This window comes from Amycolatopsis sp. NPDC023774 (assembly GCF_040639695.1).
Taxonomy (GTDB): domain Bacteria; phylum Actinomycetota; class Actinomycetes; order Mycobacteriales; family Pseudonocardiaceae; genus Amycolatopsis.
This window is the reverse complement of record NZ_JBFAAJ010000001.1, coordinates 644,194-657,672: the sequence shown is the minus strand read 5'-3', so window position 1 is coordinate 657,672 and position 13,479 is coordinate 644,194. Positions and strand designations below refer to the sequence as shown.

The 13,479-nt window shown below is 68.2% G+C and carries 11 protein-coding genes; 8 read left to right on the top strand and 3 right to left on the bottom strand.

The window, feature by feature from the left end:
• The first annotated feature begins 410 nt into the window (after positions 1–410).
• The 6 genes from AB0F91_RS03315 to AB0F91_RS03290 all read left to right on the top strand — a co-directional run bounded on the left by AB0F91_RS03315 (position 411) and on the right by AB0F91_RS03290 (position 6,915).
• The gene (locus AB0F91_RS03315; protein ID WP_360594321.1) at positions 411–2,159 is read left to right on the top strand and encodes an ABC transporter family substrate-binding protein; all 1,749 of its coding nucleotides are present in this window, start codon (positions 411–413) and stop codon (positions 2,157–2,159) included.
• 183 nt (positions 2,160–2,342) lie between these two features.
• Positions 2,343–3,323 carry an ABC transporter permease gene (locus AB0F91_RS03310; protein ID WP_360594319.1) on the top strand — a complete coding sequence of 327 codons (981 nt, stop codon included), beginning with the start codon at positions 2,343–2,345 and terminating at the stop codon, positions 3,321–3,323.
• Positions 3,316–4,266: an ABC transporter permease gene (locus tag AB0F91_RS03305; RefSeq protein WP_360594317.1), complete on the top strand. Its 951-nt coding sequence runs from the start codon at positions 3,316–3,318 to the stop codon at positions 4,264–4,266. Before AB0F91_RS03310 ends, AB0F91_RS03305 begins: the two co-directional genes overlap by 8 nt.
• The gene (locus tag AB0F91_RS03300) at positions 4,263–5,357 is read left to right on the top strand and encodes an ABC transporter ATP-binding protein (protein ID WP_360594315.1); all 1,095 of its coding nucleotides are present in this window, start codon (positions 4,263–4,265) and stop codon (positions 5,355–5,357) included. Before AB0F91_RS03305 ends, AB0F91_RS03300 begins: the two co-directional genes overlap by 4 nt.
• Complete coding sequence (locus tag AB0F91_RS03295; protein WP_360594313.1) at positions 5,354–6,385, top strand: oligopeptide/dipeptide ABC transporter ATP-binding protein; 1,032 nt, start codon at positions 5,354–5,356, stop codon at positions 6,383–6,385. Before AB0F91_RS03300 ends, AB0F91_RS03295 begins: the two co-directional genes overlap by 4 nt.
• Before the next feature lie 77 nt (positions 6,386–6,462).
• A complete protein-coding gene (locus tag AB0F91_RS03290) occupies positions 6,463–6,915 on the top strand; it encodes a hypothetical protein (protein ID WP_360594311.1) in 453 nt (150 codons plus the stop codon).
• An 18-nt stretch (positions 6,916–6,933) separates the two neighbouring features.
• On the opposite strand, the gene AB0F91_RS03285 is transcribed toward AB0F91_RS03290, so the two are convergent.
• On the bottom strand, positions 6,934–8,658 hold the full coding sequence (locus AB0F91_RS03285) for an ABC transporter family substrate-binding protein (RefSeq protein WP_360595128.1): 1,725 nt from the start codon (positions 8,656–8,658) through the stop codon (positions 6,934–6,936).
• Between the two features lie 260 nt (positions 8,659–8,918).
• Positions 8,919–10,847 carry a translational GTPase TypA gene (typA, locus tag AB0F91_RS03280; RefSeq protein ID WP_360594309.1) on the bottom strand — a complete coding sequence of 643 codons (1,929 nt, stop codon included), beginning with the start codon at positions 10,845–10,847 and terminating at the stop codon, positions 8,919–8,921.
• A 314-nt stretch (positions 10,848–11,161) separates the two neighbouring features.
• Here typA and AB0F91_RS03275 point away from each other — a divergent pair, with 314 nt between their 5' ends.
• The gene (locus AB0F91_RS03275; protein ID WP_360595184.1) at positions 11,162–11,326 is read left to right on the top strand and encodes a hypothetical protein; all 165 of its coding nucleotides are present in this window, start codon (positions 11,162–11,164) and stop codon (positions 11,324–11,326) included.
• A 671-nt stretch (positions 11,327–11,997) separates the two neighbouring features.
• Here the strand turns inward: AB0F91_RS03275 and AB0F91_RS03270 are convergent.
• Positions 11,998–12,297, bottom strand: a complete 300-nt coding sequence (locus tag AB0F91_RS03270) for a YciI family protein (protein ID WP_360594307.1) — start codon at positions 12,295–12,297, stop codon at positions 11,998–12,000.
• Positions 12,298–12,504: 207 nt separating this feature from the next.
• On the opposite strand from AB0F91_RS03270, the gene trpS reads away from it, so the two are divergent.
• Positions 12,505–13,470 (top strand): tryptophan--tRNA ligase, encoded by a 966-nt coding sequence (gene trpS, locus AB0F91_RS03265; protein WP_360594305.1) that lies wholly within the window; start codon positions 12,505–12,507, stop codon positions 13,468–13,470.
• Positions 13,471–13,479 lie beyond the last annotated feature (9 nt).

The window sequence follows — 13,479 nt, the reverse complement described above, 5'->3', positions numbered from 1 at the left end:
TCCGGTAAGCGGTCGCCACCGTTCACGAGATCAGGTTAATTCCTCGTCACTTCCGGTTTGTCACGGCTGTGTGACTAGTCCATTCGCGGGGTCCACAAAGAGGATGGCGTCGGTTATTGTCCCCCGAGCCGAATGACCCAACGAGCCGTGGCCGTCCCCGAACGAGGCCTGCGATGATCAGAGATTAGCTACCCTGCGTAGTCGATCAACCGCAGAACCCGTGGTGGAGATAGGCAAGACGAGATTGCTGTTCCATCACGATCTCACTGAGAGTGTCCGGATCGATAGTTTTGACGGCTGTCCACTGCCTAGGTTGCACGACTACGGTGAGCTAGCTCGATTACATCGGAGCTTGCGGTCAGGAAGAGGTCGCCTCGCAAACCCGCGACGGCGTCGAGCAAGGAGAATGAATGTTAGTGACGACAAGGTCGCGCGCCGCGAAGCTCGGTGCGTTCGTCGCGGGCGCGGCCCTTCTGCTCTCCGCTTGTGGTGGCGGTGGCGGCGGCAACAGCGCGGTGCAGACCGGGCAGGCATTCGCCGACTGCGACAAGAACGTGAACACCTGCAACTCGGCTACGGCTGACCAGCTGCAGCAGGGCGGCGACGTCACGTACGCCATCGAGAAGAACATCCCGAACTGGAACGTCACCTCCGCCGAGGGCAACGTCTTCGAGACCGGCATGGTCACCAAGGGCATCCTGCCCTACACCTTCTACGCGACGCCTGACCTCAAGCCGGTCCTCAACAAGGACTTCGTGGAGTCGGCCGACGTCACCAGCACCAACCCGCAGGTGGTCGTCTACAAGATCAACCCGAAGGCGTCCTGGGACGACGGCACGCCGCTGTCGGCCGACGACTTCATCTACAACTGGAAGGTCCAAAACGGCAAGGACTGCCCCGACTGCGCCCCGGCGACGACCTCGGGTTACGACCAGGTCCAGTCGGTCGTCGGCTCGGACAACGGCAAGACGGTCACGGTGACCTTCTCCAAGCCGTTCACCGACTGGCGCCAGCTGTGGAGCTCCTCGGGCGCGATGTACCCGGCGCACCTGGCCAAGCAGCACGGTGACACCAACACCCCCGCCGGCCTCGCCTCGTCGTACAAGTGGTTCGGCGACACCGTCCCGACCTGGTCCGGCGGCCCGTTCAAGATCTCGAAGTTCGTGAACAACCAGTCGGTGACCGAGGTCCCGAACGACAAGTACTGGGGCACGAAGCCGCTGCTGTCGAGCGTGATCTTCCGCGTCATCACCGACGCCACGCAGGAGCCCACCGCCCTGCAGAACAACGAAGTCCAGGTCATCTACCCGCAGCCGCAGGTCGACCTGGTCAACCAGGTCAAGAACATGCCGAACATCTCGTCCTACATCGGCCTGGGCCTCACCTGGGAGCACTTCGACTTCAACCTGAAGACCCCGGCGCTGGCCGACAAGACCCTGCGCCAGGCGCTGTTCACGGCAGTCAACCGCAAGGACATGATCGCCAAGACGGTCGGCCAGTTCACCAACAAGGTCGAGCCGCTGAACAACCACAACTTCATGCCGCAGCAGCAGGGCTTCAAGGACGTCATCTCGTCGACCGGCCAGGGCACTGGTGACATCGAAAAGGCGAAGAAGCTGCTCACCGATGCCGGCTACACCATCACCGGCGGCCAGCTGAAGGACAAGTCCGGCAAGAACGTGGGCCCGTTCCGGATCCGCTACACCGTCGGCAACCAGATCCGCCAGGACGAGTGCGAGCTGTTCGCGCAGGCCGCCAAGCAGCTGGGCGTCACCGTGAACGTGTCGCCGACCGACGACCTGGGTGACACCACCACCAACGGCGACTACGACATCATCGTGTTCGCCTGGGTGTCCTCGCCGTTCCCGTTCGCGGGTGCCGTCCAGAACTGGGTCACCGGTCAGGGCAGCAACTACGGCAAGTACTCCAACCCGCAGGTCGACAGCCTGATCGCCGAGGCCAACGCCGAGACCGACCAGGCCAAGGCCACGGACCTGCTGAACCAGGCCGACCAGATCATGTCCAACGACGCGTACGTGCTTCCGCTGTACCAGAAGCCGACCTTCATCGCGGCCTCGGACAAGATCGCGAACATCCGCAACAACTCGACGCTCGACGCTCCCGTCTACAACATGGCGGAGTGGGGCATCCGCAAGTGATCACCACCCGGTAGATTCGCGCAGGACAACCGGTGAGGGGCCGGCAAGATTGCCGGCCCCTCACTGCATGCCCGATTAGATTGCCCGCTTCGTCCCGAACTCCAGATTTGCCTCCTCTCGTCGCCAGGCCCAGCCACCACAAGCGGCGGGCCGCGGCAGAACCACCAGAGCAGGAAGACCTCCATGCTTGCCTTCGCAGTGCGCCGGCTCCTCGTCTCGGTGCCGATCCTGATCGTGTCGACGTTCGTCGTCTTCGTGATGGTGTCGCTCTCAGCCAACCCGCTGAGCTACCTGATCCAGAGAAACCCGCCGCCGCCGCCCCAGACGATCGAGCTCGAGCGGGTCCGCCTGCACCTCGACCAGCCGATCCTCGAGCGGTACTGGCACTGGATCACCGGCGTCCTCAGCGGTGACTTCGGCCCGTCGGTGCAGTCGAACCTCGACATCGGCCACGAGGTCTTCGTCCGCTTCGGCGTGACGCTGCGCCTGATCGTGCTGGCCATGATCGTGGCCCTGATCCTCGCCGTCGTCATCGGCGTGATCAGCGCGGCCCGCCAGTACTCGAAGTTCGACTACACCGCGACCTTCTTCGGCTTCCTGTTCCTGTCGATGCCGTCGTTCTGGTTCGCCATCGTGCTCAAGCAGATCGGTATCGGGATCAACACCTCCGTCGGCGACCAGGTGTTCTTCACGATCGGCTCCTCGTCGGTGATCACACCCGACGGGTTCGGGGCACAGTTCGGCGACGTCGCCGGCCACCTGATCCTGCCGACCATCTCACTTGCGCTGACGAGCTACGCGGCCTGGAGCCGCTTCCAGCGCGCGTCGATGCTCGAGGTCCTCAACTCCGACTACGTGCGGCTCGCCCGCGCGAAGGGCCTGCCCCGCTGGACGGTGACGCGCCGGCACGCGCTGCGCAACGCGCTCATCCCGCTCACGACAGTGACCGCCCTGGACATCGGCGCGATCCTCGGCGGCGCCGTGGTGACCGAAACCGTGTTCCAATGGCAGGGCGCAGGCACGTTCCTGCTGAACGCCATCCGGCAGAGCGACGTCTACGCCGTGGAGGCGTGGCTGCTGATCGCCGCCACGTTCATCATCCTGCTCAACCTCATCGCCGACCTGCTCTACGGCCTGCTCGACCCGAGGATCCGCTATGCCTGACGAATCGACGACCGAACTGCCGACCGGCGCGGACTCTCGCCTCGACGTCGCGACCCAGCCGGACACCGTTCCCGAGCGCGAGTTCACGGTCAAGGAACGCAGCCAGGCCCAGCTGGTCTTCAAGCGCTTCCTGCAGCACCGGCTGGCCATGGTCAGCCTGATCGTGTTCATCCTGATCATCCTGTTCGCGTACGTCGGCCCGCTGGTCTGGAAGTTCACGCCGGTCGACATCACCGAGGACAACTCCGCGCCGCCGTCGGGCACGCACCCGTTCGGTACCGACGCGGTCGGGCACGACACCCTCGCGCAGGTGATGCGCGGAACCCAGGTCTCGCTGCAGATCTCCGTGCTCATCGCGATCTTCGCGACGTTCGTGGGCACGATCTGGGGTTCGGTCGCCGGCTACTACCGCGGCTGGATCGACACGGTGCTGATGCGCATCGCCGACCTGATCCTGACCCTGCCGCTGCTCGCCGTGGCCGCGGTGCTCGCCCACCAGGTCGGTGGCACGTGGTGGCTGATCGCGGTGGTCATCGCCGGCCTGTACTGGGCCTACGTCGCCCGCGTCGCCCGTGGTGTCGTGCTCTCCTTGCGCGAGAAGGAGTTCGTGGAGGCGTCCAAGGCGCTCGGCGCGAGTGACGCCCGGATCATCTTCCGGCACCTCGTGCCCAACGCGCTCGGCGCGATCATCGTGAACCTGACGATCCTGGTGTCCATCGGCATCCTGCTCGAGACCGCGCTGTCGTTCATCGGGTTCGGTGTCACGCCGCCCGACACGTCGCTCGGCCTGCTCGTGAGCACCGCGCAGACAGCGGTCGACACCCGCCCGTGGCTGTTCTACTTCCCGGGCGTCTTCATCATCCTGATCGCGCTGACGATCAACTTCATCGGGGACGGCCTGCGGGACGCGTTCGACCCCCAGCAGACGAAGGTGCGCGCATGACCGAGTACGACGCAGGAGCACGCAGCGGTGATCCCGTCCTCGTGGTGGAGGACCTGACCGTCGAGTTCCCGAGCGGCGAAGGCCTCGTCAAGGCCGTACGCGGGGTGAACTACCAGCTGCAGCGCGGTGAGGTGCTGGGCATCGTCGGCGAGTCCGGCTCCGGCAAGTCCGTGACTTCGCTGGCCATCATGGGCCTGCTGCCCCGCACGGCGCGGGTTTCCGGCTCGATCCGCTTCGGCGGCGTCGAGCTGCTGAAAGCCAGCGAGAAGGAGCTCAACAAGGTCCGCGGCAAGGGCATCGCGATGGTCTTCCAGGACCCGATGACCTCGCTGAACCCCGTGTACACCGTGGGCGACCAGATCGCCGAGGCGATCACCGCGCACCACGACGTGCGCAAGGACGTGGCCAAGAAGCAGGCGATCGACCTGCTCGACCTCGTCCGCATCCCGAACCCGAAGCAGCGCGCGGACGAGTACCCGCACCAGCTCTCGGGCGGTATGCGCCAGCGCGTGGTGATCGCGATCGCAATGGCCAACAACCCGGACGTGATCATCGCCGACGAGCCGACCACGGCGCTCGACGTGACCGTGCAGGCCCAGATCCTCGAAGCGCTGCAGGCGGCGCAGAAGGAGACGGGCGCGGCGATGGTGCTCATCACCCACGACCTCGGCGTGATCGCCGGCCAGGCCGACCGCGTGCACGTGATGTACGCGGGCAAAGTGGTGGAGTCCGGCACCGTCGACGAGATCTTCTACACGCCGCGGATGCCGTACACGCTGGGCCTGCTGGGCAGCCTGCCCCGCCTCGACGTGAAGACCGAACGGCTCACGCCGATCACCGGCTCGCCGCCGGCCACGCAGAACATGCCGCCGGGCTGCCCGTTCAGCCCGCGCTGCCCGCTGTCGCAGGACATCTGCGACAAGGAGGAACCGCCGCTGGTGGCGGGCCCCGGCTCGCAGTTCGCGGCCTGTCACTTCACCGAGCAGGTCGTCGGCCGCGACCCGGCCGAGCTGTTCAGCGCCACCTCGGCCGACACGGCAGCCGTCCCGGTCACCGTCGACGCCGCGACCGACACGGAGACGAACCGATGAGCGAGGTTACGGCGACCCGGACGCCCGTCCTCTCCGCGCAGAACCTGGTCAAGCACTTCCCCATCCGCGGCGGCGGCCTCGTCCGCCGTACGACGGGCGCGGTGCAGGCCGTGTCGGACGTGTCGTTCGACATCTACCCGCACGAGACGCTGGCGCTGGTGGGCGAGTCGGGCTGCGGCAAGTCGACCACCGCGCGCGTCGCGCTGGCGCTGCAGCCACTGACGTCGGGCAAGGTCAGCTTCGAGGGCCGCGACCTCGGCACGATGGGCAAGCGCGAGCTGCAGCGGCTGCGGCGCGAGATGCAGATCGTGTTCCAGGACCCGTACGCCTCGGTGGATCCGCGGCTGCCGGTGAACGAGATCATCGCCGAACCGCTGCGCATCCACGGCCTCTACGACAACGGCGGCCGTCAACAGGTCCGCGACCTGATGAAGACCGTGGGCCTGCGCCCGGAACACGGCAACCGTTTCCCGCACGAGTTCTCCGGCGGCCAGCGCCAGCGCATCGGCATCGCCCGCGCGCTCGCGCTCAAGCCGAAGGTGCTGGTGCTCGACGAGCCGGTGTCGGCGCTCGACGTGTCGATCCAGGCCGGGGTGCTCAACCTGCTGAAGGACCTGCAGGCCGAGTTCGGGCTGTCGTACCTGTTCGTGTCCCACGACCTGTCGGTCGTGCGCCACGTGTCCGACCGCATCGCGGTGATGTACCTCGGCAAGATCGTGGAGACCGCGGCGGCCGAGGACCTCTTCAACGCCCCGACGCACCCGTACACCCAGGCGCTGATCTCGGCGATCCCGGTGCCGGACCCGCGCAAGGAACGCAGCCGCCAGCGCATCGTGATCACCGGTGACGTGCCCAGCCCGGCGAACCCGCCTTCAGGCTGCCGCTTCCGCACCCGCTGCCCGAAGTTCGCCAACGAGATCGACGACGCGGGCCGCAAGAAGTGCAGCACGGAAGAGCCGCTGCTGGTCGACCGCGGCCAGGGCCACCCGACGGCTTGCCACTTCGCGGAGAGCCTGCAGCTGATCTGAGCCGCCTGGACGAGAAACGCCCCGGTGCCGCCTTGTGCGCGCCGGGGCGTTTTCGTTGTGAGGCAGAGGAGTAATCCGTGATCACCGACCCCACGCTCACCCGGATCGGCGAGGCGGTGCAGCGCGGTCACAGCGGCGACTGGGAAGGCGCGCGTCGAGTGTTCGCCGAGATCTGGGGCGAAATCGGTGGTGAGCGAGGAGACCCGTTGCACCGGTGCACGCTCGCGCATTCGATGGCCGACGTGCAGGACGACATCCGGCAGGAGCTGCTCTGGGACGAGCGCGCGCTGGCGGCCGCCGGGCTGCTGACGGACGCTCGCGTGGCGGAGGCCGGATTGACGCTGTCGGCGGCTGCGTTGTCTCCGTCGTTGCACCTCAACTTGGCCGAGTGTCATCGCAAGCGGGGTGACCTCGGCCGCGCCCGTGAGCACCTGCGCGAAGCGGAGGCGACGATCGGCGCGCTCGGCGACGACGAGTACGGGCGGCTGATCCGGCAGGGCCTCCAGCAGGTCGCGGATCGGCTGCGCTGACCGCAGCGGCCCGGGTGCTCAGCTCGTGCCGCGCGTCCAGTTGACCGCGGACCCGAACGGGCCCAGCATCGGCGGACCCGGTGTCAGGCCCGAGATGCCCTTGCCGACGGCCAGGGTCTCGGCGTCCTGGAACAGCGGGATCACCACGTTCTCCGACCACAGGTCGGGCTCGAGGTTCTTCAAGGCGTCGGCCAGGGTGGTGGAGCCGGTGAGGGCCGAGTCGATCGAAGCCTGGCGGCTTTCGTCGCACAGGCCGGCGGAGTTGGCGGGCACGACGGGCTTCGTCGGGTCCGCCGTGGCCTGGTCGGGGGCGCAGCCGAAGGTCGACGCGAGCACCGTGGCCGGGTCACCGCCGACGGGCTGCGGGACCACGGCGATGTCGACGCCCACGTTGCCGTTGGCGTCGGGGCCGGCTTGCTGCTGGCCGTTGAGCACCGGCATGGCCAGCAACGTCGAGAACAGGTCGCGCGGCTCGGGCTTGATCGTGTTGACCTGCACGCCGCCCGCGATGAGCTCGTCGGAGAGCTCCTTCGCGATCGACGCGTAGGGCTCCTCTTCGCCCGGCGACGCGACGACCAGCGACAACGTCTTGGTGCCCTTGCGCCACACGCCGGCTTCCTTGGTGTAGCCGGCGGCCTTGAAGTAGCTCTCGGCCTTCGCCAGGTCCGGCGCCGCAGGCGGGCCGGCCGGGATGGTGGGCGCGTAGCCGGCGCCGGTGGGCGGGATGACTTGCGCGTCGGCCTTCAGCGCGGCGGCGGGACCGCCCATGGCGCCGGCCGTGATGAGCTTGCCGCGGTCGAGCAGGGCGGCGACGCCCTGGCGCACCTGCTTGTCCGACAGCACCGCGCTCACGGGCCGCAGCAGGACGGTGGCCTCCATAGGCCGCGGTAGCGTCGTGAGCTTCACCGCGGAGCCGAGGTCGCTGAGCAGCTGCAGGCCGTTGGCGTCGGTGCGGGTGAGTGAGAACTGGTCGTTGCCGCTGCGCAGCGCGGTCGCGATGCCCGACGGGTCGGAGCGGCGCAGGATCAGCGTGTCGACGGCCGCGGGCTTGTCCCAGTAGCGGTCGTTGCGCTGCAGCGTCACCTCGCCGCGGGCGGTGTCGATGGTCTTGATCGCGAACGGTCCCGCCACGGCCGGGAAGCTGGTGGCCAGCGCGGCCTGCCAGCCGCCCGGGGAGTCCTTGAGCAGGTGCTGCGGGAGCAGGTTGTCGAACAGCGTCTGCCAGGCCGGGTACGGCTTGCTGAAGGTGACCTCGACGCCCTTGCCGCCGTCGCGCGACTCGATGTCGTTGATGAGCCGGTAGCCGGCGGGCTCGATCACGCCGGGCTGCGACTTCATGGCGTCGGCGAGGTAGGTGAAGTCCTCGGTGGCGATCGGCGCGCCATCGGACCAGGAGGCCTCGGGGCGGATCTCGTACTTCACCGTGAACGGCATCTGCGACACGACCTCGGCCGAGGTCATCAGCGTCTTGTCGAGCGTGCGCTTGCCGTCGTCGGACTGGCGGAACACCGAGGGCAGCAGCAGCTGCGACAACGCCGAGGTGACCGTGGAAGAGTCCGCGATCGTGTGGGGGTTGTAGCCGCCCACCACGTCGTCGACGCCCACCACGATCTGCGACGCCGTGGGCTGCGCCGGGGTGCTCGACGTGGGCGCCGTGGTCACCACCGGCGGGGGCGGCGTGTTCGAGCACGCGGCGAGGAGCGCCCCCGCGAGCGCCAGCACCGGCGCCGCCTTGCGTCCCATCCGCACGCGTACCCTCCCGATTTCCCGTGGTCCGAGCCGACATGCTGCCACGCCGGAGCCTGCTCGGCACCGACATTCCCACATCCGGCCGGACCGGCCGACACCGGAGTGGATACCGCCAACCGGTGGACGTGCGGGAAGCCCGCCTGGTTCCCGTTCGTGATCAGCGGCGCGGCATCGTGACCCTCACGCGACCCGCCCGTGAACGCCGAAGGGCGCCCCGCCCCGGTGAGGGGAGAGACGCCCTTCGAGAAGAACCGTCAGCCGTTTTCGCGGCTCTTGGCGCGCGAGCGCTCCTTGGCGCGGGTGGCGATGTCCAGCGTGACCTTGCGGACGCGGACGACCTCCGGCGCGACCTCGACGCACTCGTCGACCGAGCAGAACTCCAGGGCCTCTTCCAGGCCCATCTTGCGCGGGCGGGCCAGCGTCTCCATCACGTCGGCGGAGGACTGACGCATGTTGGTCAGCTTCTTCTCTTTGGTGATGTTGATGTCGAGGTCCTCGAAGCGCGGGTTCTCGCCCACGACCATGCCCTCGTACACCTCGGCGCCCGGCTCGACGAAGAAGGTGCCGCGGTCGGCCAGCTGGATCATCGCGTACGCGGTGACGGGGCCGGTGCGGTCGGCGACCAACGAGCCGCTGTGGCGGGTGCGGATCTCGCCCGCCCACGGGAAGTAGCCCTCGAACACGTGGTTCGCGATGCCGGTGCCGCGGGTCTCGGTGAGGAAGTCGGTGCGGAAGCCGATGAGGCCACGCGCCGGCAGCACGTACTCGAGCTTCAGGCGCCCGGAACCGTGCCCGCCCATGTGCTCCATGCGGCCCTTGCGCGACGCCAGGAGCTGCGTGATGGCGCCGAGGTGCTCTTCCGGCGAGTCGATCGACAGGCGCTCGAACGGCTCGTGCAGCTTGCCGTCGATGACGCGGGTGACCACCTGCGGCTTGCCAACCGTGAGCTCGAAGCCCTCGCGGCGCATCTGCTCGACGAGGATGGCCAGCGCCAGCTCGCCACGGCCCTGGACCTCCCAGGTGTCGGGGCGCTCGGTCGGCAGCACGCGGATCGAGACGTTACCGATCAGCTCCTGGTCCAGACGCGCCTTCACCAGGCGCGCGGTGACCTTGTCGCCGCCGTTGCGCCCCGCCAGCGGCGAGGTGTTCACCCCGATGGTCATCGAGATCGCGGGCTCGTCGACGGTGATCCGGGGCAGCGCCACCGGGGTCTCGGAGTCGGCCAGCGTGTCGCCGATCGTGATGTCCGGGATACCGGCGATGGCCACGAGCTCGCCGGCGCTGGCCTCGAGGGCGGGCACGCGGGTGAGCGCCTCGGTGACGAGCAGCTCGGAGATGCGCACGTTCTGCACCGAGCCGTCCTCGCGCATCCAGGCCACGGTCTGGCCCTTGCGCAGTTTGCCGGCGTGGATGCGGATCAGCGCGATGCGGCCGAGGAAGTTGGACGCGTCGAGGTTGGTGACCAGCGCCTGCAGCGGCGCCTCGAGGTCGGCCGCGGGCGGCGGCACGTGCTGCAGCAGCGTATCGAACAGCGGGTCGAGGTTCTCGCTCTCGGGCACCTCGCCGTCGGCCGGCTGCTCCAGGCTCGCCTTGCCGGCACGCGCGGAGGCGTAGACCACGGGCAGGTCGAGGATCGCGTCGTGGTCGGCGTCCTCGATGTCGCTCGCGAGGTCGAGCAGCAGGTCGTGGGTCTCCTCGACGACCTCGGAGATGCGGGCGTCCGGGCGGTCGGTCTTGTTCACGACCAGGATCACCGGCAGGCCGGCCTCGAGGGTCTTGCGGAGCACGAAGCGGGTCTGCGGCAGCGGGCCCTCGCTCGCGTCGACGAGCAGCACCACGCCGTCGACCATCGCCAGGCCGCGCTCCACCTCGCCGCCGAAGTCGGCGTGGCCCGGGGTGTCGATCACGTTGATCGTGACCTGGCCGTCGGGCGTCTGGCGGTGGATGGAGGTGTTCTTCGCGAGGATGGTGATGCCCTTTTCGCGCTCGAGCTCACCGGAGTCCATGACGCGGTCGACGAGTTCGGCGCGTTCGGCGAAGGCGCCGGACTGCCGGAGCATGGCGTCGACCAGGGTCGTCTTGCCGTGGTCGACGTGTGCGACGATGGCGACGTTGCGCAGGTCGGGCCGGGTCTTGCCGGACGCGCGGCCGGTTTCGACTGCGGTGGCGCTGGCTGCGGGCACGCGAAGACTCCTGAACTACGAAGGCGGGTGGGTGGCCGCGTCGCGGGCGGAGCGGTGGCCTCCGCCAAAACGGCTTCGCCACCTCAACCGGCATCGTGACCGGCTTTGGCCACACGCGGACTTCATAAGGATACCTGTTGCCGAACTGTGAGGACCGCCACGCCCCATGATCGGTTAGGCTCACCTAACCTGGACCGTCAGGAAGTGCCGCCGAGGACGTGGGAGCCCGCCGTGGGCAAAAAGGGCAAGAAGCAGCCGGACACAGCCGCCGGGGTCGTCCGCAAGCTGATGAAGGCCGGCAAGGTGAAGAAGAAGTGCTGCCGGTCGTCCCCGAGGTGCAAGAAGTGCCCGGTGCTCGCATTGAAGAAGGCGAAAACGGAGCTCGCGAAAGCGGCTTGAGCGGTTTCCTGCCGACATTTCCGGGTGATTTCACCGATCTTACCCACCCCGGTTTCTACCGTGGTGAACACATCGGCTGATGCACCATCCGGAGGGAAATGCATTGACGGACCCGCGCGAGGCCACCGGTGGGCGCGACCGACCACACCGGCGCGACCCCCTGCCTCTGTGCCGAGGTGTACGTCGACAACCCCGCCGCCAGGTCCGGCTTCACCAGGGTCGTAGTGGCCCGAAGAACAGCGAGGATCGGTCGCCGTCACAAAAGCGCTGGACCAGTTCACACTCGGAATGGTCACGGCCTACTGCCGTGGTGGAGGGCAGAACGGCTCCATCGATAACCATTGCCCGCCGCTCCCCACCCGTTTGATCACTGAGGCGAACCGGTTTGCCGTCGATCGGCGGACGAAAAGGAAACCCGGGCCGCGGTCGCGTATCTCAACGAAGACTGAGCCGACCTTCGGAATCCCCGTGGAGGGCGGCACGCAATCCGTTCCGGGCGGCACACCGGCGACCGATCCCCATGACGGCGGCCGGGACCGGATTCCGTACTGACCCGCCGGCGAGGGCATCCGGTCGTCACCGATCACCAGGCTGGAGCGGCGCCCGGTTTCCGGAGGCCACAGCGACCGGAAAAGTGATCGCTCTCACGCTGCAGTGGCCGTCTGAGGATCCCGACGCCCGCACGTACTTGCTGGTGACAGACGTCTCGAGAGGGACGTGGACGACCGGCTCCGTGGCGAGCGCGCCGTGATCAGTGCGCCACGGCCTCATTGACCAGGCGCAACTCCGGTGCCGTCTTCGTCGGTGAGAACTCGATCACCTGGTACTGCGCGAGGTGCTGCGTCGCGAAGGGGTCCGTGGCCAGGATGGCGTCGAGCTTCCCGCGGGGCATCGGGCGCGTGATGATGACGCCGCCCGTACGCGGGTTCTGGCGGCCGGAGGCCAGGAAATGACCGTGGTCGTACTGCTTGCCGAGCCACTCGGCGTGGTCCGGCAGCGCCAGGTCGATCTCCTCGATGGGCGCGGTGTAGGTGAGCAAGACGACGAACATGTCTTGACCGTAAACCCGGTTCCGCCCCGCGGCACCCGCAAGTGTTCTAAGGTGTTCACCATGTTCGCGCGCAGCACCCAGTGGTGGCCGCCCTCCGGCGGCCCTCTTGCTCTGCGCTGAGCTCCAGCGAAGGCCGCCCCGGTGGGCGGCCTTCTCGCTTGTCAGGCGGGTCTCCTCCCGGGGCATACACCCAGGAGAGGAACCCCAGTGGTCCAGTTATCCGGCATCACCCCGTCCGGCCACGTACACCTCGGCAACCACCTAGGCGCGCTGCGCCGCTTCGCGTCCGACAGCGAGCCGGACGACCTGTTTTTCGTGTCCGACCTCCACGCGATGACCACCGCGCACAACCCCGCGAAGCTGCGCGCCCTGGCGACGGAGCAGCTGGCCGTGATGGTCGCGACCGGCGTCGACCCCGAGCGCGTGTTCGTGCAGTCGGACATCGCGAAGGAGCTGGGGGCACTGACGTGGATCCTCGAGTGCACCTGCTCCTACGGCGAGGCCGCGCGGATGATCCAGTTCAAGGAGAAGGCGAAAGGCCAGGCCGGCGTCCGGCTGAGCCTGCTCACCTACCCCGTGCTGATGGCCGCGGACATCCTGCTGCAAGGCGCGTCCGACGTCCCGGTCGGCGAGGACCAGAGCCAGCACGTGGAACTCGCCCGCACGCTGGCCAGGCGGTTCAACGCGACCTACGGCGAGGTGTTCACCGTGCCGCGCGCCGTGCTGCCGCCCACCGGTGCGCGGGTGAAGGACCTGGCCGAGCCGACGCGCAAGATGTCCAAGTCCGCGCACGACGCCGCGGGCGTGGTCTTCGTGCTCGACGAGCCGGACCAGGTGCGCCGCAAGATCCGCCGCGCACGCACCGACGGCGGGTCGGTGCCCGCGTACGCCCCGGAGAGCCGGCCGGGCATCGCGAACCTGCTGGACATCCTCGCCGCCTGCACCGGCCGCGACCCGAACGAGCTCGCCGACGAGTACCCGTCCTACGGCGTACTCAAGGACGCCGTCGCCGACGCTGTGATCGAGGAGCTGCGCCCGGTGCGCGAACGGACGATGTCCCTGCTCGCCGACACCGCGGAGCTCGAACGCGTCCGCAAGGCCGGCGCCATCCGCGCCGCCGAACGCGGCGACCACCGGCTGTCCTCCGCGCTGCGCCTGATTGGCGCCGGCTGAAGACTCCGG